Raw genomic sequence first — 21,853 nt, 5'->3', positions numbered from 1 at the left:
ATGTAGGAGCGGGCTTGCCCGCGATGGCGGCGTGTCAGTCGACATCCATTTTGAATGGTCTACCGCTTTCGCGAGCAAGCTTGCTCCTACAGGGGCATGTTGGTCATGGGCTGAATGTGTGGTCCACGCCGATCAACTGTAGGAGCGGGCTTGCCCGCGATGACGGCGTGTCAGTCGACATCCATTTTGAATGGTCTACCGCTTTCGCGAGCAAGCTTGCTCCTACAGGGGCATGTTGGTCATGGGCTGAATGTGTGGTCCACGCCGATCAACTGTAGGAGCGGGCTTGCCCGCGATGGCGGCGTGTCAGTCGACATCCATTTTGAATGGTCTACCGCTATCGCGAGCAAGCTCGCTCCTACAGGGATTCAGGTCGTCAGGTCCGCACAAAACGCCACCCGGCAGCACACGGGTGCCCGTCAGGCGTTTCGCCGCTACAATGCACGCCTCGACCGTGACAGCCTGACTAAAAAAATATTATGTCCCTGCCCAAACATCATCTGGAATTGCTCAGCCCCGCCCGTGACGTGGCCATCGCCCGTGAGGCGATCCTGCATGGCGCTGATGCGATTTACATCGGCGGCCCGAGCTTCGGCGCCCGCCACAATGCCTGCAACGAAGTCAGCGAAATCGCCGAATTGGTGGAATTCGCCCGTCGCTATCACGCGCGGGTGTTCACCACCATCAACACCATCCTGCACGACAACGAACTGGAGCCGGCCCGCAAGCTGATCCACCAGTTGTACGATGCCGGTGTCGATGCGCTGATCGTCCAGGACCTGGGCGTGATGGAGCTGGACATTCCACCCATCGAGCTGCACGCCAGCACCCAGACCGACATCCGCACCCTGGAACGGGCAAAGTTCCTCGATCAGGCCGGCTTCTCCCAACTGGTGCTGGCACGTGAGCTGAACCTGCAAGAGATCCGTGCGATTGCCAACGAGACCGACGCGGCCATCGAGTTCTTCATCCACGGTGCGTTGTGCGTGGCGTTTTCCGGGCAGTGCAACATTTCCCACGCCCACACCGGTCGCAGCGCCAACCGCGGCGATTGCTCCCAGGCGTGCCGTTTGCCTTACACCCTCAAGGACGAAAAGGGCGGTGTGATCGCTTACGAAAAACACCTGCTGTCGATGAAGGACAACAACCAGAGCGCCAACATCCGCGCCCTGGTTGAGGCCGGCGTGCGTTCGTTCAAGATCGAAGGGCGCTACAAGGACATGGGCTATGTGAAAAACATCACGGCCTATTACCGCCAGCGCCTCGACGCCGTACTCGAAGACCGCCCGGACCTGGCCCGTGCCTCCAGCGGCCGCACCGCGCACTTCTTCCTGCCCGACCCGGAAAAAACCTTCCACCGTGGCAGCACCGATTACTTCGTCACGGATCGCAAGATCGACATCGGCGCCTTCGACTCGCCGACCTTCACCGGTTTGCCGGTGGGTGTGGTCGAGAAAGTCGCCAAGCGTGACATGCAGGTCGTCACGCACGAACCGCTGTCCAACGGCGACGGCCTCAATGTGCTGGTCAAGCGTGAAGTGGTGGGTTTCCGCGCCAACATCGCCGAGCCGAAGGGCGAATTCGAGGAGGACGGCGAGAAGCGTTATCGCTATCGCGTCGAGCCAAACGAGATGCCGGAGGGGATGTACAAACTGCGCCCCAACCATCCGCTGAATCGCAACCTCGATCACAACTGGCAACAGGCGCTGCAAAAGACCTCAGCCGAGCGTCGCGTGGCCCTGCGTTGGGTCGCTAGCCTGCGTGAAGAGCAGCTGGAACTCACCGCGACCAGCGAAGAGGGCATCAGCGCCAGCGTCACCCTGAAAGGGCCGTTCGGTGCTGCCAACAAGCCGGAGCAGGCACTGGAGCAATTGCAGGACCTGCTCGGTCAGTTGGGCACTACGCAGTACCACGCCATCGACATCAAGCTGGATGCGCCACAGGCGTACTTCATTCCGAACTCGCAACTCAAAGCCTTGCGTCGTGAAGTGATTGAAGCCTTGACCGAAGCGCGCATCGCCGCCCACCCACGCGGCGGTCGCAAGGCCGAGACCACACCGCCACCGGTGTACCCGGAATCGCACCTGTCGTTCCTGGCGAACGTCTACAACCAGAAGGCCCGCGACTTCTATCATCGCCACGGCGTGAAGCTGATCGATGCGGCCTACGAGGCCCACGAGGAAACCGGCGAGGTGCCGGTGATGATCACCAAGCACTGCCTGCGATTCTCCTTCAACCTGTGCCCGAAACAGGCCAAGGGTGTGACTGGCGTGCGTACCAAGGTCGCGCCGATGCAATTGATCCACGGCGACGAGGTGTTGACGCTGAAGTTCGATTGCAAGCCTTGTGAAATGCACATCATCGGCAAAATGAAAGGCCACATCTTCAACCTGCCGCAACCGGGCAGCGTGGTCGGTCACATCAGCCCTGAAGACCTGCTCAAGACCATCCCGCGCGCGCCGCATTGACGGACGGGTGGAGCGCGGCCCTGATGCCGCGCTCCACTGTCGAAAAAATCGAGACTAGTTACAGGCTTCGGCGACGGCCTTTTCGGCGCGTTTGAACTCCTGGCTGACGTCCGTAGTGATTTTCTGCTCTTTCATTTTCTGGCCGAGAAATGGTTGCTCACCGCGGGACTCGACTTCTGCGTCTTCGGCAACGATCTGGGCTTTGATCGCGGTGGCATGTTCGTCGATGACAGCATCGACCTCAGCCTGGTTTTTTGCGGTGTCGAGGGCTTTGACCAGTTTGCCTGCTTCCGCTTTTTCGGCTTCGGCATAGGCCTCGACCGTCAATCCAGCGGCCATTGCCCGAGCTTGGGTTTCCAGGGCCTTCATGTGCTGCTGAGCGGTGTTGCACAGGGTTTCCTGCCGTTTGCTTTCGACCAGGCTCCAGATGTTGACGCCATAAATTGCGGCACCCGTGACAATGAGGATGACCGCGGCACTGATCAATTTGCCTTTCACATTCCATACCCAAGCGTGTCAAGGGAAGTCCTGTTTTGCATCCATAGCCCGACTCCATTCGAATTAGAAAAGCGTAGCAGACGAAAATTTTCTTCCGGTGAAACGTTTCGCTCAGCGCGCTGCCGTTCGGGTTGAATTGCGGGCTGTAGAAGCGCCTGCGTCAGGGTTTTTACCGTCGCCAAGTGCTTCAATGGGTAGTAAGCATCTGTTTTAAAAAACAATTTGTACTAAAAGGGCTTCCCAGACGGCGAGAAAGTTGATAAATTTCCGCCCGCTCTTGCAGCAACCCTTACAGGGTTCGCAGCGCAGGAGTTTCACAAGAGAGCGCCACGCTCTCGTCGCAACACCTACAGGGGCGTCGCCAAGCGGTAAGGCAGCAGGTTTTGATCCTGCCATGCGTTGGTTCGAATCCAGCCGCCCCTGCCATTTTCCTTACACTCATCCCGTCAGTCGGCCGTCAACACGCCAGCTTGGGATGATTGTGCCTTTGAGAAACGCCAATGCCTGTTCGGCGTGGGCTCTCCTTTCAGTTGTCTATCCTCCTCTGTCACCCTTGTACTTGATCCTGGAATTCATCTGCAGTAAACAGGGCACATTCCGCGCATTATGCAGACATGCAGATCAGTTTTTTTCGGCTTGGTGTCTGGGCATCAAAGGCGTTTAATCAAATGTGGACCCCCATGATCAAGCGAGATATCCGTTGGTAGAGCGCCGTCAGTTCAGTGGTGGCATGAAGGGTAAGAATCTTCGCTACCTCAATGATCATGAGGGTCAACCGGTCCTTCGGGCCCGCGCAGGGTTTTTGTTGCTGGAGCATTTTTCGTTGCCTGCGTTTACCCAGGCGCTCGATACGATTGTCACTGCAAACCTGTTAAGACCTGCATTGTTCTCAACGAAAACCTTCGGGCTGACGGAAGGGGAAGTGATCAGTGATCTGGGGCTGGTCATTCGACCCGATGCAAGTCTCAATCATGCCGCGATCCAGGACCTGGACTTGCTAGTTGTCTGTGGCGGGTACCGTACGGCACTCAAAGCGGACGATGCATTGGTCAATCTGTTGCGCGAATCGTCTGATCAGGGCGTTACGCTGGCTGGCGTGTGGAATGGCGCCTGGTTCCTCGGACGAGCCGGTTTGCTGGATGGATATCGCTGCGCGATTCACCCTGAACATCGTCCCGCATTGGCGGAAATTGCCAGGCTGGCTCAAGTCACCAGTGAAGCCTATGTGGTTGATCGCGACCGCCTGACCGCATCCAGTCCCAATGGTGCGTTCTACATGGCCCTCGAGTGGATAAAGGGCTTGCACGACAAGGCACTGACCGACGGCATTGAAGACATTCTTGCATTTGAAGCTTCGCGTTACCGGCGCATCAAGCCAACGCTGAACGTGTCGGTCAGCGGTCCTCTCAGGGAAATGGTCAACTTGATGGATGCCAACCTGGAGGAGCCGCTGGAAATGGAGGTGCTCTGCCTGTACGCGGGCCGATCCCGTCGACAGATCGAACGTCTGTTCAAAGAGCAGCTTGGCACCACCCCGCAACGCTATTACATGGACTTGCGGATAACTGAAGCACGTCGACTCCTTCAGCACACCACGTTGACCATCGTCGAAGTCTCGGTAGCCTGTGGTTTCGTTTCGCCCAGCCACTTCAGCAAATGCTACAACGCGTATTTCGGTTATCGGCCATCGAAGGAAATCAGGCTGGTCAAATAACTGTTATGCAATGACCGATGGCTAGCGAAACCGCTGCGCAATGCCATCGGCAAACGGATAGATAGAAAACCAGGGTCTGGCCTCGTCGATCACTCGCTGGAACGAAGGTCGGGTGATCAGCCGCTCGAAATACGCATTCAAGTGCGGGTAGTCATCGGCAAACGGCACCAGCGTACCGGCATAGAACAATGCAGGGCAGGCGGCGCAATCGGCCATGCTGAAGTCGTCTCCGGCGGCCCAGGTTCTGGACGCCAATTGACGGTCGAGCATGCCGTACGCGGTCGTCAGTGCGGCGCGTTCCCGGGTCAGGTCGCCGTTCGCCGAGCGCAGGCGATCGAGGACGATCTGGTTCATCGGCCCCTGGACGTGGAGGTCGAAAAAACGATCCCACAAACGAATCTCCCACGCAGCCTCCCAATCGTCGGGAATCAGGCGATGTCGGCGTGCATGAAAGTGGTCCAGATACTCGATGATGATGCTCGATTCCGCCACGTCGCGCTGACGTGCGTGATCGCGGATCACCGGAAACTTGACCAGTGGCCACAGGGCTTGAAGCTCTGCCCGGTCGGCCTCGTTGCCCAGGTCGATGATCTTTTTTTCAAACTCGATGTCGTGTTCGTAGAGTGCGATCAGCACTTTGTGGCAGTACGACGAGAGCGGATGGAAGTAGAGAGTCAGCGGCATCTTTCGGTCCCTCGGCCAAGTGCAAACCCGTGCATTATCCGCCTGCACTCGCCGATGTGCGAGGTGCTCCATCGTGGTGCTGTTTGGAGGTGAAAGGGTTGGGAATTGCTTGACCTGACAATCATTAAAATATCTTTTAAATCAATGTGATCGTAACTCGTTCGGTGATCAGTCCGAACGTGGCACGCACATTGCTCCATTCCTCTGGCACCGGTTCTGGTGCGATTGATCCGGGACGACCCGGAGGCCTAGCGGCTCTGCGATATCTGGACGACCAGGTGACATTTTGACTAATCATCAGGAGGTTACTTATGGCGCCCACGCCTCGAACTACCCCTCATTCAGCGTTCGAACACCTGCCCCTCGTGGACATTGGCGGACTGTTTTCCGACTGCGCAGCCGATCGCATCCAAGCCGCCGCAGCGTTGGGGAACGCCGCGCAGCAGGCAGGTTTCCTCTATGTGACCGGGCACGGTATCGATCCGCAGATCATCAATCGTCTCAAGCAACGGAGCGTTGAATACTTCGCCCAGCCGGTCGAGCGCAAGATGCAGGATTACATCGGGCTTTCGAGCAATCACTGCGGGTATGTCCCGGAGGGCGAGGAGCAGTTTGTCGAGGGCAGCATCGATCACAAGGAGGCCTTCGACGTTGGCTTCGACTATGTCCTGCCAGAGGGGCAGCGCCCCATGCTGGGGGCCAATCGCTGGCCAGTGTTGCCGGGTTTCAAGCAGGACATCAAGGCTTACTACGACGCGGTGTTCAGCCTCAGCCTTGCGCTGTTTCGGGGCTTTGCGCTGGCCTTGGGGTTGCCGGAAAACGCCATCAGCCAATGGGTCAATCATCCGCCCAGCCAACTTCGGTTGATTCACTATCCGTATTCAAAGGATGCACCGCAGGATCGTCCGGGCATTGGCGCGCACACCGACTACGAATGCTTCACCATCCTGCTGCCGACTGCGCCGGGGCTTGAAGTGTTGAACGGAGCAGGGCAGTGGATCGACGTGCCGCTGGTCGAAGGTGCATTTGTGATCAATATCGGCGACATGATGGAGGTGCTGAGCAATGGCACCTACGTCGCCACGGCCCATCGGGTGCGCAAGGTCAGTGAAGAGCGTTATTCCTTCCCGATGTTCTGCGCTTGCGACTATGACACGGTCATCGAACCTATCGCGCAACTGCTCGAACCGGCAACGCCGAGCCGCTATGGGCCGGTGGTTTGCGGTGAGCATCTGTATGCACAAACCCTGCAAACCTTTCGCTATCTCAAGCAACGCATGGCGCGGGGCGAGCTGAGTTTGCCCAGTGGCGCCAAAGGCTTGTCGTCATTCGGCTACGCCCCCATCGGCGAGGAGGTTTGACATGCACCTTCACGACCTTGTCGAGCAATTTGCACAACAATCACCCCAGGGTGTTCCCGACTGGATGCTCGGTTTCTACAAGCGCCGGGCGATCAGTTATGCCGACGGCCTGACCGATGTGCAGACCCACGTGTGCTGGTTCCAGAGTCGCAATTTCACCATCGATCTGCGCCTGCCGCTCGAGCACCAGCAGGTCGCGGCCAAGCCCTTGTCGGCGTACAACGCGCAAGAGCTGCAAGTGCTCGCCAATTACGAAGGCTGGGAAGCCTTGTGTTCCTGGGAAGGCGAGACCCTGAGCTGGCACACGGACACGTCTTTGCAGGTGCACAATCGCTGGCCGGAGCCTGGGCTGCTCAAGCGCATCGGTGACTGCATGATCGAGTTCTCACCCAGTGACGCCTACGTCGAAGACTGGCGCTTGCAATCATCGGCACCGGGGGCATTGATCGGCTTGCGACTGCTGCACGAAAAGGAACTGGACAGCGGCCGCGTGCACCACCGTGGTGGTGGGCTGATCGTGTGCGGCGATCATGCGGCGCTGGTGCTTGGGCGTGCCGAGGTGCTTGAGTGCGGCCCCCTCGATCTGCGTGAGGCGGTTGCGCGCCATGCCGATGATCTGCCATGGCTCAGCCAGGCCTTCAACTTCGAGACTTCAGTTGCCTGTGGTTCCCTCGCAGAGGGCTACAACGTGACCCTATCGACCCGCGCTGCACGCATCGGTCAGCCGCTGATTTCGCTGGAAGGCTTCGAGATTCACCCTGACGGCCAGCACGTTTCTCAGTTGTTGCAGGTCGACGGTGTTGTCCGCGAGCGCTTGTTCGTCATCGACACGCTGGAGCCGCAGGTCAGCTATTCACCAGCCACCGGATTCACCGACCGTGCCGCGCAATGGTACGAGCGCGAATCCCCGACCTTGAGCCGCTACACCCGGCCGCTCGTTTGAACCCAACGCGTCACCCCATTCATAACCCGTGAGGTTTCCATGAAGGCATTCTCGTGCGTGTTCTACCGTTTTGCATTCGTGTTGCTGGCGTTGTCCTGTGTGGCTTTCGGTGCTTCTGCGGCCGAGAAAAAACAGTCGTTCAAGGTGGCCTGGTCGATCTATTCCGGGTGGATGCCGTGGGGCTACGCCAGCGAACACGGGATCATCGACAAATGGGCGAAAAAGTACGGCATCCAGATTGAGCTGGTGCAACTCAACGACTACATCGAGTCGATCAACCAGTACGCCGCGGGGGCATTCGATGCCTGCGGCATGACCAACATGGATGCCTTGACCATCCCGAGCGCCAATGGCGTGGACACCACGGGGCTGATTCTGGGCGATTACTCCAACGGCAACGACGCCATCGTCCTGAAGAACGGCAAGAGCTTTGCCGACATCAAGGGCCAGCAGGTCAATCTGGTGGAGTTGTCGGTGTCCGACTACCTGATGTCCAGGGCCTTGGACATTCATGGGCTGAGCCAACGCGATATCAAGATCATGAACACCTCCGATGCTGATGCGGTGGCTTCGTTCTCCACGTCCGGGGTGACGGCGGCAGCATTGTGGAATCCGCAATTGAGCATGGTGATGAAGCAGTCACCGACGGCGGTTCAGGTCTTCACCTCCAAAGAAATACCGGGGGAGATCATTGACATGATGGCGGTGAACACCGAGACGCTGGCGGCCAATCCGGAACTGGGCAAGGCGTTGGTCGGTGCGTGGTTCGAGACCTTGCAATTGATGAGCGGCGACGACGGGCAGGCCATCGCCGCACGTACTTCGATGGCCGAGCGCTCGGGTACCGACCTTAAAGGCTACGAGGAACAACTCACGCAAACCATGTTGTTTTATACGCCTGGCACCGCGTTCGAGTTCGCCAACTCCGACGCCATCCGCCATACCATGGACAAGGTGCGCACCTTCTCCTTTGCCAAAGGCTTGCTGGGCCAGGCCGCCACCAGCGCCGATGCGGTGGGCATGCAGTTTGCCGACGGCTCTACCCTTGGTGATAAGAACAACATCAAGCTGCGCTTCGATAGCCGCTTCGTGAACATGGCGGTGGCCAACCAGCTCTGAGCGAAGGCGACCAAGGGGGTGCAGATCAGTTCGGCCCACATCGACAGCTCCCAGTTCAGTGTTGCCGAGACGTGGTTGAACGGAAACGGGAAGCGCTCCTGAATGTCGGCGAACCAGTTCTGGCCGTTGAACTTCTCCAGGCCCGACTCGAAGAATTCCCAGGCGAGGAACACCCGCAAGGCCAGCGGCGCAATCCAGTCGCCAGCACGGCCCAGGTTCAGGTGCAGGCCTTTGACGGCCGAGGAGATTGAGGTGTTCATGGGCGATGGTCCCCTTGAGTGAGTTGGACGTTTGGATCGGCCTGGCCAATCGACAGACCAATTCAATCAACGGGATGTATCTGCGATGTGTCGTCGGTGCGGGGTTGTACACACTGTGATACTTCAAACACCGCTTATCCCTTGTAGGAGCAAGCTCGCTCGCGATGACAATGGACCAGATACTTCAATGTGGCTGACCTACCGCTATCGCGAGCAAGCTTGCTCCACACAAAAGCGCAACCACAAAGGGCCGTGACGCTCTCGCGCAATTGCTATACATTTTCCGGCCGCCCTCAGCATGGTGATACCGCTTCATGTCTCTTGCGCTCGAACGTCTAGTCGCTGGCACGCCGATCCCTTTCGCCGGTAACCGTGTCACGGTTGTCAGCCCCGAACTGGCAGAACGCTTCCAGCCCGGTGATCACCTGCTGGTGGAGCAGGTCAGCGGTGAACTGTTGCTGATTCCGGTGGTGGACCAGCGAGCAGCAGCGGTCGCGATCGAACGTGCTGAAGCGGCATTCACGGCAATGTCCGCCGTTTCTGATCAGGCGATCAGCGCATTTTTCGATTTGTTTGCCCAGCGCCTGGAAACCCCTGAGTGCTGGGCCTTGATCGAGGCCGCGAACCTGGCCGACATCGAGCGGGCCAAGGCGCGCGGTCGTTCGACCACACGCCTCTTGGCCGATGAGCGCATGCGTCGCGACATGATTGCCGGGCTGCGCGCCTGGCGCGATGCTTCGGCCACGCGCGGCAAAGTGGTCAGTTGCGTCGAGCATGACGGCTGGAAGGTCGAGCAAGTGGTTTCGCCGCTGGGCATCGTCGCGTTTGTCTTCGAAGGTCGACCGAACGTTTTCGCCGACGCCGCCGGCGTATTGCGCACCGGCAACACTGCCGTTTTGCGCATTGGCAGCGATGCGTTGGGCACTGCTCAGGCAATCGTCAGTCACGCACTGAATCCAGCGTTGGCCGACGCCGGTTTGCCCAATGGCGCGGTGTCGTTGGTGGAAAGCGTCAATCATGCCGCCGGTTGGGCGATGTTCGCCGACCGGCGCCTGTCGCTGGCCGTGGCCCGTGGTTCGGGCCGCGCAGTCAGTCAGTTGGGCAGCATCGCGCAGCAGGCAGGCACCGCTGTCAGCCTGCACGGCACCGGTGGCGCCTGGCTGGTCGCCCATGCAGATGCGGATGCCCAGCGCTTCGCCAGCGTGGTGCGCAACTCCCTGGACCGCAAAGTATGCAACACCCTGAACGTGTGCCTGATTCACCGTGATCGTGCTGCAGAGCTGGTCCCGCTGTTTCTCGATGCCCTGCAACAGGCAGGCAAGGCGCGGGGGCAGGGCTGCAAGTTGCACATCGTCGAGGGCAGCGAGGCGTACTTGCCGAGCGACTGGCAAGCGGCAACGGTGCAGGTGTATCGCGCCGAAGGCTACCAGACCGAAGCATTGGCCGAACCGCTGCCCGAAGATCAACTGGGGCGCGAGTGGGAATGGGAAGAAACCCCGGAAGTCAGCCTGAAAATCGTCGATGACCTGGACAGCGCCATCGCCTTGTTCAACCGCTACAGCCCGCAATTCACGGTGTCGCTCATCAGCGAAAGTGCCGAGGCTCAGGACCGTTTCTACAACGCGGTCAACGCGCCTTTTGTCGGCAACGGCATCACCCGCTGGGTTGACGGTCAGTACGCGCTGAACAAACCGGAACTGGGTCTTTCGAACTGGGAAAGCGGACGACTGTTTGCCCGCAGCGCGATTCTCTCGGGCGATGGCGTGTTCACCATCCGTAGCCGCATGACCCAGGTCGACCTGGGCGTCAAACGCTGAAGCCTTCCCTTTGATCAAGCAGCCTCAACCGCTCTGCCATACACGGCGCAAGTCGTCGGGTGCTCGGCCAGGGCCACGAAGCCACCCCCGGGATGCGGACTGTATGACGGCACGATGTTGCCGGCGTTGCGGATCACGAACAGCTCACCGGGCTCTTGCTGGGTCAGCAGCTCCGGCACGACGCGGCTGTCGGAACAGGTGATGAACAGGGTGCCGGGGTGCTGCGTGGGGAGCTGGCTTGCCAGCGATGAGGTCCACGAGATTGACGCAAAATTCAAGGCCGCCTTCGCCAGCAAGCCGGCTCCTACAGGGACTGTGGCGATCACAATATCTTGCCCTTCGTAGGAGCTGGCTTGCCAGCGAAGAGGTCCGCGAGGTTGATGCAAAATTCAAGACCGCCTTCGCCAGCAAGCCGGCTCCTACAGGGAATGTGGCGATCAAAAAATCTTGCCCTTCGTAGGAGCTGGCTTGCCAGCGAAGAGGTCCACGAGATTGATGCAAATTCAAGGCCGCCTTCGCCAGCAAGCCGGCTCCTACAGGGACGGTGACGATCAAAAAATCTTGCCCTTCGTAGGAGCTGGCTTGCCAGCGATGAGGCCCGCGAGATTGACGCAAAATTCAAGGCCGCCTTCGCCAGCAAGCCGGCTCCTACAGGGACTGTGGCGATCACAAAATCTTGCCCTTCGTAGGAGCTGGCTTGCCAGCGATGAGGCCTGCGAGATTGACGCAAACCTCAAGGCCGCCTTCGCCAGCAAGCCGGCTCCTACAGGGACTGTGGCGATCACAAAATCTTGCTCTTCGTAGGAGCTGGCTTGCCAGCGATGAGGCCCGCGAGATTGACGCAAAATTCAAGGCCGCCTTCGCCAGCAAGCCGGCTCCTACAGGGAATGTGGCGATCACAAAATCTTGCTCTTCGTAGGAGCTGGCTTGCCAGCGAAGAGGTCCACGAGATTGATGCAAAATTCAAGGCCGCCTTCGCCAGCAAGCCGGCTCCTACAGGGACGGTGACGATCACAAAATCTTGCTCTTCGTAGGAGCTGGCTTGCCAGCGATGAGGTCCACGAGATTGACGCAAAGGCCGCCTTCGCCAGCAAGCCGGCTCCTACAGGACGGTGACGATCACAAAATCTTGCTCTTCGTAGGAGCTGGCTTGCCAGCGATGAGGTCCACGAGATTGACGCAAAATTCAAGGCCGCCTTCGCCAGCAAGCCGGCTCCTACAGGGAATGTGGCGATCACAAAATCTTGCCCTTCGTAGGAGCTGGCTTGCCAGCGAAGAGGCCCGCGAGATTGACGCAAAATTCAAGGCCGCCTTCGCCAGCAAGCCGGCTCCTACAGGGAATGTGGCGATCACAAAATCTTGCCCTTCGTAGGAGCTGGCTTGCCAGCGAAGAGGCCCGCGAGATTGACGCAAAATTCAAGGCCGCCTTCGCCAGCAAGCCGGTTCCTACAAGGACACGCAAGCATTAAAAAGGGCCTGCTCTTTATGGGAGCAGGCCCTTTTTGTGAATCAACTAATAATTAATACAGCCGATCAATCACCCGAACTTCGTTCTGGTTCTGCATCGAATCCCATGCCTGTTTCAGCGTTTGCAGAACGCTGCCGATGAAGTCCTTGTCGGCCGCGGCTTTCTTGCCGACATAGCCTTGGCCGCGACGGTACATCTTCAGGCGGGCCAGCAGGTTCTGGTTGTTCTGGTCGAACTCGGCTTCATGGGCATGTGGCGACAGGCAGTCGATATGCACCTGGCCAGACTTGCTGATCCAGAGAATATGGTTGTCGTGGCTGTCTTTTTTAGCCGCAAACATACGAGCCAGTTCTTCGATAGTAGGTTGATTGTTCAGATTCATAATAAAGCCCCTTGACCAATTGGTGATCTTTCAAAGTTGATTCGCTAATACAGGTAGCCCATCGGTTAGTTGATCCCTGGCACCGAAACCAGGACGTCGGCGTTCGACCGCCTTATCGGGCGGGGTCCTGCGTCTGTTGCATGTAGTCGTGTTGAATAACTGCTACGCAATAGCGTCACAACGAAGAGAAGCGGCGATACCTGGAAGTCACTGCCGACTTTTCAAGGGTCGGCCACAAGCTTCATGAGGATGGCTCGCCAAGTCTTCTCGCCCTTGTACTGGACGTTCAGGCCAGGTCAGCTTCTTCAATCTGCCTTGTGGGCAGCGTGTATCCGGGGAAAACAGCTCGGCGGTCAGACGAGCTTGCTCAAACGTGTTGCCTGTTCTCCCGATCGGGGAGACGTCTGCATCATGCAAGGGCAAATCGAAGGCGTCAACGGTTTTGTAGTGAATATTTTCAGGCACTACATATTGTCGGACAAAGCTGTTCGGAATTAGAAAAGGAGGCGCGGGAGTGCTGTCAGGGCGATGGCAGCGGTGACTCAAATCGATAGAACGTGCAGGAATGGCCGTCAACCGTGAGCGAGTGTCGGGTGAATCCCGCGGCGCAGAGCGTGGGCATCACAGCGACCCAGAACAGCCGTGCTGGCTGATTTGCCTCGATGTGGAAAATCTGCCATTGACCGGGGAGGCGGCTCAAGAGGGTAGACACGACAAATCGCGCGACGCCCTGGCCACGAAAGCGTCGACTGACAAACAGATACCCGATGTTGTAGCGGGCGCCTTGCAAGTGGGTGTCTTCGTCCACGGTCACGAAACCGGCCAATTCTCCATTGACCTTGATCAGAAACGGCCGGGTCGCGGGTTTTCGCCAGTAGTCGGGCATGGGCAGGATACTGAAAAAGCCGGATTCGCCCAGTTTCAGCGGCAGCCATTCGCTGAAATCGTAGGTGTAGAACTGCATCAGGTTTTCGATGGTTTCAAGTTCATCGCGTTGAGCGACGTGCAATTCGATCGAAAGCATCGGCTGGGTTTCCGTATGGCAGGCGTGTAGTGGCGTGCGCTACAGGATAATGTCAATTGGTGACCAACAGCTCCGGGCCAAGGTAGTCGTTGATCTGATTGATATCGTCGTCGCCCAGGCTGCCCACCGAAGAGGCCAGGCGCAAGCGCGACATCAGATAGCGTAACTTGGCTTCGAACAGATCGTGGCGCGCAACGAAGAGCAGTTCTTCGGCATTGAGCACGTCCGAGTTGGTGCTGGTGCCGCCTTCCAGGAAGCCCTTGCGTGACGATGCCAGTGAGCGCTCGTTGGACGCTACGGCCTTCTCTAGAGCGCGAATGCGTTTGGCGCCGCTCAGGATGCCTTGATACTCACGGGTGGTTCCCGTGATGACCTCCTGACGTGCGGCGTCAAGTTCATCCAGGGCTTTACTGCTATTGGCACTGGCCTGGCGTGTCAGCGCGCTGACGCCGCCACCGCTGTACAACGGGAAATTGACTTCCAGTCCGACTGAGCTGTAGTGGTTGCGTTGATTCAACTCGGAGAGTGATTGGCTCTCACCCGCGGTGTAGCCGGCGATGAAATCCAGGGTTGGCCAGTGACCCGCTTTGGCACGATTCACCTCTTCTTCGGCGAGGTTGCTGCTATGCCGGCGCGCAAGGATCGTCGGGCTATCGGTCTGGGCTTTGACCAACCAGTCCTGCAGGTTGCTCGGTAGCAGCGGTGGTGTCTCGAAGCTCGGGCGCAAGGTGGTCAGCGATTCGGGGGGTTCACCGATGTATTCCTCGAGCTGGCGGCGTGCATTGATCAGGTTGTCTTGCGCCTCGATCAGTTCGGCTTCGGCGAGGTCCCGGCGAGCGGCTGACTCGTCGATGTCGGTGATAGTGCCTGCCCCCAGTTCCATGCGCCGTTTCGCCGAGGCGAGTTGCTCGTCGAAGGCGGTCAGCTTGGACTTGGCCAGCGTGATGGTTTCGCTGGCCAGGAGCACATCGAAATAGCTTTCGGCCAGACGCACCGCGGCATCCTGGCTCTTGGCATCGAATACCGCGTTGCTGTAGTCGGCACGCTGCTGACCCTGACGGTATTCGGCCATTTTCTGTTTGTTGAACAGCGGCTGGCGCAGGCGCACGTTAGCGCCCTTGGAATCGTAGTCGAGATCTCGTTCGAATCCGCTCTGGCGTTGTGTGCCATTGACCTTGTGGTCGTAGGCTGTGGCATTGATCTGCGGTAGCAAACCAGCCTTGCCGATGGCGCGGTTCTCCTTGCCGGCTGCATTTTCATGTACGGCGGCCTGGTAGATGGGGCCCTGGAACTGCAACAGATCCCAGGCTTGTTTGAGGTCCATGGCGCTGACCGGAAGGCTCAGTCCAAGCAGGCAGAAAAGCACGCAATGACGGTCCATTTCATTGTTCCTTGAAGGAGCTGTTGACGCGATCAAGCATTGGTTTAAGTAGATAGCTCATCATGCTGCGCTCGCCGGTCTTGATGGTGACGCTGGCGGGCATGCCGGGGCGGATGTGATTGGTGCCAAGCAGGCTCATGCCATCAGGGGTGACTTCCACCTGAGCCAGATAGAACGGTTGTTTGCTTTCCTCGTCGACCAGGCGGTCGGCTGAGACGGTCATTACGCGGCCGGGAATATTGGGTGTCTTGGTATGGTTGAAAGCCGGGAAGGTAATGTCCACGGGCAGGCCGGGGACCATCTTGTCGATGGCCTGCACGGGAATCATTGCGTCGACCTGCAGGGGTTCATTAGTCGGGACGATCTCCATGATCTTGAAACCGGGCTGAATGATCCCGCCGACGGTGGCGACGCTCAGGGCCTGGACCATGCCATCGATCGGCGAGCGAATCACCGTGTGGGTCACTTCATAGTCCAGCGCGCGCAAGCGGTCGGCCAGGGTGGTGTTTTCCTTGGCGGTGTCGGTCAGCTGCGATTCGACTTCCTTCAGATAATCGTGCTGGCGCTGCAGGATGCGCAGCTTGATTTCGGTGGTCTGGCTACGCACGCGAGCGATGTTGTTGAGGTTCTCGGCCTGACCGGCGGAGAGTTCGGCATTGTTGCGTTCCAGCTCGAGCAAACGGTTACGCGGCACATAGCCTTCGGCCGCCAGCACGCGGGTGCCTTGCAATTCCTGGTTGAGGAAGTTGATCTGCGAGGCGCGAGCACCATAGACCTGCTGCAAGCCCTTGAGCTGCACCGCCGACGCCGCGAGGTTTTCCTGCAGGATGCTGATTTCGCCAGCGAGGCCGGCGCGCCGGGTGTCCAGCAGGCGTTGTTGCAAGTCCATGGCAGCCACCAGGCGAGGGTCGGCGTCGAAGCGCTTGAGCAGCATGGGGTCGTAACTCACGACGTCGCGGTTGTCCCGTTCGGCTTCCAGGCGATTTTCCACGGTCTTGCTGACGATGTACTGGGCACTCACCGCACCCTGTTCTGCCAGGGCGCGTAATGAGTCGAGGCGAACCACCTCCTGACCTTTTTTCACCATCTCGCCTTCGCGAACGAGAATGGCCTCCACGGTACCGCCGCTCAGGTGTTGCACGGTTTTGCGATTGCTGGTGACTTTGACCGTGCCTGTCGCCACCACGCCAGCATCCAGCGGCGCCAGCCAGGACCACAGAAGAAAGCCGCCGAAGCCGGCAATCACCAGCCACAGACCCCACCGCGCGGGTTTAGCGACGTCCAGATCGATCAAGCTCTTGGGGTCGCTTTGAATGATCTCGGTGCTTTGACTCATTTGCATGATTGGTCACTCCCGTGCTTTGACGGAGGCCAGCGGAGTCGGTGCGCCTGTGGGTATCACACTGGCCTTGCGCAGCGCAGTGAATACTTCGTCGCGGGTGCCGAGCATCTGCACGGCGCCGTCGCGCAGCATCAGCATCTTGTCGACGGCACAGAGCACGTTGGGTCGGTGGGAAATCAGAATGAGGGTGGCGCCGCGATTCTTGAGTTCGGCCAGCGCATCGATCAAGGCTTTTTCGCCGACGTCGTCGAGGTTGGCGTTCGGCTCATCCAGCACGATCAGATTGGGTTCGCCATACAGCGCGCGGGCCAAGGCGATACGTTGCTTCTGGCCGCCGGAAAGCGGGCTGCCATCGGTGCTCAGGCGGGTGTCATAACCCTGCGGGAAACGCAGGATCATCTCGTGTACGCCAGCGCTCCTGGCTGCGCGAATGACGGCTTCGCTGTCCACTTCGCCAAAGCGCGCAATGTTGTCGGCGATGCTGCCTTCGAACAGTTCCACGTCTTGTGGCAGGTAGCCGATCCAGGGACCCAGTTCGCTCTTGTTCCAGGTGTACATGTCCGCACCGTCCAGGCGCACTTTGCCAGCCTGTGACGGCCAGACGCCAACCAGCAGGCGGGCGAGGGTGGATTTGCCGGAGGCGGATGGACCGATAATGCCAAGGCTTTCGCCGGGGACAAGGCTGAAGCTCACTCCGCGCAATATCGTATTGTTGGTCCCGGGCGCGCAGGCATACACATTTTCTACCGCCAGCATGCCCAGTGGTCGCTGCAGCGACATGCTCGGTACTCTGCGTGGATAGTCATGCAGCATTTCGTTGAGCCTGGCCCAGGCCGTACGGCAGCCGATCAGTTGCTTCCACGAGGCGATGACTTGTTCCACCGGACTCAGTGCGCGGCCGGTGAGGATCGAGCAGGCAATCATCATCCCGGGCGTGATCTTGCCGTCGATCGCCAGCAGTGCGCCGGCGCCGAGGATCAGCGACTGCAACGTGATTCGTACGAAGCGCCCGGTGCCGCTGATCACGGCGGCACGGTCGGAGGCCAGGGTCTGCATTTCCAGAACGCGCAAATGGCTTTGGTACCAGCGCTTGCTGATGGATGGCAGCATGCCCATGGCCTCGATAACCTCGGCATTGCGCAGGTTGTTGTTGGCGTATTGGGCGGAGGAGAGGGAGGCCTGATTGGCCTCGGCCAGGGGCTTCTGCGTCGCCTTCTCGGTGAGAAAAGCCAAGGCCACCAGAATCAGTGAGCCGATCAACGTGAGCAGTCCGAGGATCGGGTGGATCAGATAGGCGACCAGCAGGTAGATCGGCGTCCACGGCGCATCGAAGAAAGCGAACAGGCCATTGCCGGTGAGGAACTGGCGAACCTGCGCGAGATCTTGCAGGGCCTGGGCCGGGTTGCCTCCGGCGCGGCTCAGGTTTCGCTCGAACGCAGCGGTGAAGATTCGCCGGTTGAGGTCCATGTCGAGGCAGTTGCCGACCCGGATCAGCAGGCGGGTTCGGATCATTTCCAGCGTGGACATCAACAGGAACAGGCCCACCACCAGAACGGTCAGCATCGTCAATGTTGTGACATTTCCACTGACCAAGGCTCGGTCATAGACCTGAAGCATGTACACGGCTGGCGTCAACATCATGATGTTGATGACGCCGCTGAAGCCCGCCAGTGAGTAAAAGCTACGGCGCAGACGAAAGAGTGCGTCAGCCAGTTCGGAGCGGGTGCTCGACGGCTTATGCATTTTGGGCCTCCCTCTTCGAAAACCCGGTTGCCCTTTAGGCGCAACGGCTAAATATCGGTCTAATCCGGCGCGTAGCTTTTGATACGCAGGCGGGTCGCTCTATGGCGAGTCATCCAAAACCTCTGCTTGCTCCCTTATCCCGCAGCGTAGGTGGCAGCGTTCTAATCTGAAATATTTTTTCGCTCTATAGCCACTTCTGTCATCGCATATATATCTTTCTAAAACAGCGAGTTAATTGCACTGATAATCGTTCTTGTCATACGGGTGGCGTAATTTTGGCAATTTTTTGCCATTGTCCTTCAGTTCAAAAGAACGCTACGAAGGCTTGGCCGGCTTTGCCGCGCGCTTGCTGCTGCTCGCTGGTTTGCGTTTGGCGGTCTTGCGTTGTTTTTTCCACGGGGTGGCCCCGCGCCCGGCGGGGCTTGCCGGGCCGCTGATGGTCAGGCTCAAGCCGGCACAGCGGCTGACTTGCTTGCTCATCCAGGCGGCTTGTTTGGTGACGAATTCCTCAAGGCTCATTTCTCCGCTTTGCACCATGTCCAGAGCCTGTTCCCAGATGGCTGTGGTCCCCGGATCGGCAATGGCGCGCGGCACGGCATCGATCAGGCTGAACGCTGCGGGCGTTGCGGCCAGGGCTTTGCCGTTTTTCACCAGATAACCACGGTCGAGCAGACCCTGGATGATCGAAGCACGGGTCGCTTCGGTGCCGATGCCGGTGGTGTCCTTGAGCTTTTGCTTGAGCAGTGGATCCTCCACCAGTTTGGCGACGTTCTTCATCGCCTTGATCAGATCGCCTTCGGTGAATGGCTTGGGTGGCTGAGTCCAGAGGTCCTTGAACTGCACGCCAGCCACCGCGCAATCAATGCCTTCGGCCAGGTTCGGTAGTGTTTGCGGCGTTGGCGCTTCACGACCCTTGGCCGGTGCCAGTGCTTCAGGCAGGGCGCGTTTCCAGCCTGGTTCGATGATCTGTTTTCCCACGGCGCGCAAAGCCTCGCCAGCACAATCGAAATCGGCCTGGGTGCGGTCGTATTCGTGATTGGGCAGGAACTGTGCGAGATAGCGTGCGCGGATCAGCGTATAGACCGCACGGTGCTTGCCGGTCAGACGTTCGAGATTTTTCGCCGCGGCGGTGGGGATGATGCCGTGGTGAGCGGTGACCTTGGCATCGTTCCAGGCCCGCGAGCGGCGGTGCGGTTCGAGGTGATCGTGCAAGGCGTTCAGGGCCGGATCGGCCTGACGCAGCGCTGCCAGAATCGCCGGTGCCTCGCTGTGCTGGCTGAGCGGCAGGAAGCCGCAATCGCTGCGTGGATAGGTGATGACTTTGTGGGTTTCGTAAAGCGCCTGAGCGATGTCGAGGGTTTCCTGGGCGCCGAGGCCGAGTTTTTTCGAACAGACTTCCTGAAGCGTGCCCAGGTCGAACGGCAGCGGTGCCACTTCGCGCATCCGCTCGGTGCGCAGCTTGATGACCCGGGCCGTGGAGGCGCTGCCTATGGCTGCCGCCGCTTGTTGTGCCAGGACCTGATTCAGGCAGCGGTCCTGATCGTCGCAAATCTCGGATGCCGCCCGCCATTGCGCGGTAAACGCGGTGCCGTTGTGCAGCAGCTGCACGTCGATGGCCCAATAGGCGACCGGTACGAAATCGGCGATGCTGCGGTCGCGGTCCACCACCAAACGCAAGGTCGGCGTCTGTACCCGGCCCACCGGCAACACCCCCTGATAACCGGATTGGCGCCCGAGCAGCGTGAAAAGCCGACTCATGTTCATGCCGATCAGCCAGTCAGCCCGGGATCGTCCCAGGGCTGAGTGATAGAGGCTGAACGTGTCGGCCCCCGGTTTGAGCGCGGCAAGGGCCTTGCGGATCGAGGCGTCGTCCAGTGCCGATAACCAGAGGCGGCGGATCGGTCCGCGGTAACGGCAATGCTCGACCAGTTCGCGGGCGATCATCTCGCCTTCGCGGTCGGCGTCGGTGGCAATGATCAGTTCGGAGGCTTCGCCGAGCAGGCGCTTGACCGCCTTGTACTGGCTGGCCGTGCGTGGCTTGACGGTCATCTTCCATTTTTCGGGAATGATCGGCAGGTCCGCCAGCACCCAGCGCTTGTAACGCGCATCGTAGGCATCCGGCGGCGCGGTTTCCAGCAGGTGGCCGATGCACCAGGTCACCGTGACGCCCGTTCCCAGCCAGCAGCCATCACCCCGGCGCGTGGCGCCGAGTACCGCTGCAATGTCTTTGGCCTGGGAAGGTTTTTCACAGAGGTACAGCTGCATAACCACCATCGTCGATCAAGGTACGAGAGGTGCACAGAATGGAGGCTGACGCGCATCGGGGCAATCTTTATCTGTATGCATGTACAGCTTTTTGTGTCGCAGCTGACTGGAGGTCCTTGCCAGGAAAAAACCAAAAGAGTACAAATGTACTCCATGACGACTTTAACTCCCCGCCGTACCGCCATCCTGACTTTTATCCGCGAGCGCATCGCCGAACAGGGTCAATCTCCGAGCCTCGCTGAAATCAGCGAGGCGTTCGGCTTTGCCTCCCGAAGCGTGGCGCGCAAGCATGTGCTGGCGTTGACCGAGGCCGGTTTTATCGAGGTCAATCCTAATCAGGCCCGGGGCATTCGTTTACTCGGGCAACCACCGCGCCCGGAGTTGCTGGACATCCCGGTCCTCGGTCGGGTCGCGGCCGGCGCGCCGATCGGCGCCGATGCCGAGGTGCACAGCCGCTTGTTGCTCGATCCGTCGATTTTTTCGCGGGTGCCGGACTACATGCTCCGGGTCCGGGGCGATTCAATGATCGAGGACGGTATTCTCGACGGCGATCTGGTGGGCGTGCACCGCAATCCTGAGGCGCTCAACGGCCAGATCGTCGTCGCGCGGCTCGACGGTGAGGTCACCATCAAGCGTTTCGAGCGGGTGGGTGACGTTGTGCGCCTGCTGCCGCGTAACCCGGCCTACCAGCCGATCATCGTCGAAGCCGATCAGGACCTGGCCATCGAAGGGGTGTTCTGCGGTCTGGTGAGGCAAGGCTGATGGGCGCCGTCGTTGCGTTGGATACGCTGTTCAATGGCGGCCAGGTCTGGAAGGGCCGGCCTGCGCCACCGACCGTCAGCCCGCAACCCACCGGGCATGCCACGCTGGATGCGACGTTGCCCACCGGTGGCTGGCCGGAAGCGGCGCTGACCGAAATCCTCCTGACCGGGCAGGGTGTCGGCGAGTTGCAACTGGTGTGGCCAGCGCTGGCGCGGTTGGCGGCAGCGGGGGAGCGCATCGTGCTGGTCGCGCCGCCCTTCGTACCGTACCCCCAGGCGTGGCAGAACGCCGGGATCGACCTGCGCCAGTTGTCGATCATCCAGGCCAGCGAGCGCGATGCGCTGTGGGCGGCGGAACAATGCCTGCGCTCGGGCAGTTGCGGCGCCGTGCTGTGCTGGCCGCACAAGGCCGATGATCGCGCATTGCGTCGCTTGCAGGTGGCGGCGGAAACCGGCCAGACCCTGGCGTTTGCCTATCGTCCGCTCAGTGAGGCCATCAACCCGTCACCGGCGGCCCTGCGCATCGCCATCGATGCGCAACCGGCGCAATTGCGGGTGCTCAAGTGCCGGGGCGGTCTGGCCCGCTCGGCGCCGATTGCCTTCGCCGTGGGGCATTGAGGTTG

General features: G+C 59.5%; 16 protein-coding genes, 1 tRNA gene and 2 pseudogenes. 9 read left to right on the top strand and 10 right to left on the bottom strand.

Features of this window, described 5'->3' with window-relative positions:
* Positions 1–479 precede the first annotated feature (479 nt).
* On the top strand, positions 480–2,468 hold the full coding sequence (locus CKW15_RS02415) for a U32 family peptidase (RefSeq protein ID WP_095058534.1): 1,989 nt from the start codon (positions 480–482) through the stop codon (positions 2,466–2,468).
* 54 nt (positions 2,469–2,522) lie between these two features.
* On the opposite strand, the gene CKW15_RS02410 is transcribed toward CKW15_RS02415, so the two are convergent.
* Positions 2,523–2,966: a hypothetical protein gene (locus CKW15_RS02410; protein ID WP_095058535.1), complete on the bottom strand. Its 444-nt coding sequence runs from the start codon at positions 2,964–2,966 to the stop codon at positions 2,523–2,525.
* A 351-nt stretch (positions 2,967–3,317) separates the two neighbouring features.
* Here CKW15_RS02410 and CKW15_RS02405 point away from each other — a divergent pair.
* Positions 3,318–3,392, top strand: a tRNA-Gln gene (locus CKW15_RS02405).
* A gap of 274 nt (positions 3,393–3,666) precedes the next feature.
* Complete coding sequence (locus CKW15_RS02400) at positions 3,667–4,680, top strand: GlxA family transcriptional regulator (protein WP_177450542.1); 1,014 nt, start codon at positions 3,667–3,669, stop codon at positions 4,678–4,680.
* Between the two features lie 21 nt (positions 4,681–4,701).
* Here the strand turns inward: CKW15_RS02400 and CKW15_RS02395 are convergent, their stop codons facing one another.
* Positions 4,702–5,364, bottom strand: a complete 663-nt coding sequence (locus CKW15_RS02395) for a glutathione S-transferase family protein (RefSeq protein WP_095151489.1) — start codon at positions 5,362–5,364, stop codon at positions 4,702–4,704.
* A 311-nt stretch (positions 5,365–5,675) separates the two neighbouring features.
* Between CKW15_RS02395 and CKW15_RS02390 the strand changes: the two genes are divergently transcribed.
* Genes CKW15_RS02390 through CKW15_RS02380 form a run of 3 tightly spaced genes read left to right on the top strand, consistent with a single transcriptional unit; the run spans position 5,676 to position 8,787 of the window.
* The gene (locus CKW15_RS02390) at positions 5,676–6,725 is read left to right on the top strand and encodes an isopenicillin N synthase family oxygenase (protein ID WP_095151488.1); all 1,050 of its coding nucleotides are present in this window, start codon (positions 5,676–5,678) and stop codon (positions 6,723–6,725) included.
* A gap of 1 nt (position 6,726) precedes the next feature.
* Complete coding sequence (locus CKW15_RS02385) at positions 6,727–7,668, top strand: hypothetical protein (protein ID WP_095151487.1); 942 nt, start codon at positions 6,727–6,729, stop codon at positions 7,666–7,668.
* A 39-nt stretch (positions 7,669–7,707) separates the two neighbouring features.
* Positions 7,708–8,787, top strand: coding sequence for a putative urea ABC transporter substrate-binding protein (locus CKW15_RS02380; RefSeq protein ID WP_095151486.1), 1,080 nt, complete (start codon positions 7,708–7,710; stop codon positions 8,785–8,787).
* A gap of 17 nt (positions 8,788–8,804) precedes the next feature.
* Here the strand turns inward: CKW15_RS02380 and CKW15_RS02375 are convergent.
* Positions 8,805–9,047, bottom strand: a pseudogene (locus CKW15_RS02375) (DoxX family protein); the annotation flags it as partial.
* A gap of 314 nt (positions 9,048–9,361) precedes the next feature.
* On the opposite strand from CKW15_RS02375, the gene CKW15_RS02370 reads away from it, so the two are divergent.
* The gene (locus CKW15_RS02370; protein ID WP_095151485.1) at positions 9,362–10,864 is read left to right on the top strand and encodes an aldehyde dehydrogenase family protein; all 1,503 of its coding nucleotides are present in this window, start codon (positions 9,362–9,364) and stop codon (positions 10,862–10,864) included.
* 83 nt (positions 10,865–10,947) lie between these two features.
* Here the strand turns inward: CKW15_RS02370 and CKW15_RS02365 are convergent.
* The 7 genes and pseudogenes from CKW15_RS02365 to CKW15_RS02335 all read right to left on the bottom strand — a co-directional run.
* Positions 10,948–11,097: pseudogene (locus CKW15_RS02365) on the bottom strand (carbonic anhydrase); the annotation flags it as partial.
* Between the two features lie 1,287 nt (positions 11,098–12,384).
* Entirely contained in the window at positions 12,385–12,714 is a 330-nt protein-coding gene (locus CKW15_RS02360) for a hypothetical protein (protein ID WP_095058541.1), read from the bottom strand.
* A gap of 520 nt (positions 12,715–13,234) precedes the next feature.
* On the bottom strand, positions 13,235–13,738 hold the full coding sequence (locus CKW15_RS02355; protein WP_095058542.1) for a GNAT family N-acetyltransferase: 504 nt from the start codon (positions 13,736–13,738) through the stop codon (positions 13,235–13,237).
* Between the two features lie 52 nt (positions 13,739–13,790).
* On the bottom strand, positions 13,791–15,119 hold the full coding sequence (locus CKW15_RS02350; RefSeq protein WP_095151484.1) for a TolC family outer membrane protein: 1,329 nt from the start codon (positions 15,117–15,119) through the stop codon (positions 13,791–13,793).
* A gap of 1 nt (position 15,120) precedes the next feature.
* Positions 15,121–16,461, bottom strand: a complete 1,341-nt coding sequence (locus tag CKW15_RS02345; protein ID WP_095058544.1) for an HlyD family type I secretion periplasmic adaptor subunit — start codon at positions 16,459–16,461, stop codon at positions 15,121–15,123.
* A 6-nt stretch (positions 16,462–16,467) separates the two neighbouring features.
* Entirely contained in the window at positions 16,468–18,204 is a 1,737-nt protein-coding gene (locus CKW15_RS02340) for a type I secretion system permease/ATPase (protein WP_095058545.1), read from the bottom strand.
* A gap of 315 nt (positions 18,205–18,519) precedes the next feature.
* Positions 18,520–20,469 carry a DNA topoisomerase III gene (locus CKW15_RS02335; RefSeq protein WP_095151650.1) on the bottom strand — a complete coding sequence of 650 codons (1,950 nt, stop codon included), beginning with the start codon at positions 20,467–20,469 and terminating at the stop codon, positions 18,520–18,522.
* A gap of 144 nt (positions 20,470–20,613) precedes the next feature.
* Between CKW15_RS02335 and lexA the strand changes: the two genes are divergently transcribed.
* Together lexA and imuA are read left to right on the top strand one after the other, a co-directional pair.
* The gene (gene lexA / locus CKW15_RS02330) at positions 20,614–21,231 is read left to right on the top strand and encodes a transcriptional repressor LexA (RefSeq protein ID WP_095058546.1); all 618 of its coding nucleotides are present in this window, start codon (positions 20,614–20,616) and stop codon (positions 21,229–21,231) included.
* A complete protein-coding gene (gene imuA / locus CKW15_RS02325; RefSeq protein WP_095058547.1) occupies positions 21,231–21,848 on the top strand; it encodes a translesion DNA synthesis-associated protein ImuA in 618 nt (205 codons plus the stop codon). The genes lexA and imuA overlap by 1 nt, the downstream gene beginning before the upstream one ends.
* Positions 21,849–21,853 lie beyond the last annotated feature (5 nt).

Source organism: Pseudomonas sp. Irchel s3b5 (assembly GCF_900187435.1).
Classification (GTDB): domain Bacteria; phylum Pseudomonadota; class Gammaproteobacteria; order Pseudomonadales; family Pseudomonadaceae; genus Aquipseudomonas.
Note: the sequence above shows the minus strand (reverse complement) of the source record. Positions and strands in the feature narration are given on the sequence as shown.

Excerpts from the sequence above, each read along its gene's own strand:
- CKW15_RS02355 (WP_095058542.1), bottom strand. The coding sequence starts at position 13,738 with ATGCTTTCGATCGAATTGCACGTCGCTCAACGCGATGAACTTGAAACC.
- CKW15_RS02395 (WP_095151489.1), bottom strand. The coding sequence starts at position 5,364 with ATGCCGCTGACTCTCTACTTCCATCCGCTCTCGTCGTACTGCCACAAA.
- CKW15_RS02350 (WP_095151484.1), bottom strand. The coding sequence starts at position 15,119 with ATGGACCGTCATTGCGTGCTTTTCTGCCTGCTTGGACTGAGCCTTCCG.
- CKW15_RS02390 (WP_095151488.1), top strand. The coding sequence starts at position 5,676 with ATGGCGCCCACGCCTCGAACTACCCCTCATTCAGCGTTCGAACACCTG.
- CKW15_RS02380 (WP_095151486.1), top strand. The coding sequence starts at position 7,708 with ATGAAGGCATTCTCGTGCGTGTTCTACCGTTTTGCATTCGTGTTGCTG.
- CKW15_RS02360 (WP_095058541.1), bottom strand. The coding sequence starts at position 12,714 with ATGAATCTGAACAATCAACCTACTATCGAAGAACTGGCTCGTATGTTT.
- CKW15_RS02415 (WP_095058534.1), top strand. The coding sequence starts at position 480 with ATGTCCCTGCCCAAACATCATCTGGAATTGCTCAGCCCCGCCCGTGAC.
- imuA (WP_095058547.1), top strand. The coding sequence starts at position 21,231 with ATGGGCGCCGTCGTTGCGTTGGATACGCTGTTCAATGGCGGCCAGGTC.
- CKW15_RS02340 (WP_095058545.1), bottom strand. The coding sequence starts at position 18,204 with ATGCATAAGCCGTCGAGCACCCGCTCCGAACTGGCTGACGCACTCTTT.
- CKW15_RS02345 (WP_095058544.1), bottom strand. The coding sequence starts at position 16,461 with ATGCAAATGAGTCAAAGCACCGAGATCATTCAAAGCGACCCCAAGAGC.
- CKW15_RS02385 (WP_095151487.1), top strand. The coding sequence starts at position 6,727 with ATGCACCTTCACGACCTTGTCGAGCAATTTGCACAACAATCACCCCAG.
- CKW15_RS02335 (WP_095151650.1), bottom strand. The coding sequence starts at position 20,469 with ATGCAGCTGTACCTCTGTGAAAAACCTTCCCAGGCCAAAGACATTGCA.
- CKW15_RS02370 (WP_095151485.1), top strand. The coding sequence starts at position 9,362 with ATGTCTCTTGCGCTCGAACGTCTAGTCGCTGGCACGCCGATCCCTTTC.
- lexA (WP_095058546.1), top strand. The coding sequence starts at position 20,614 with ATGTACTCCATGACGACTTTAACTCCCCGCCGTACCGCCATCCTGACT.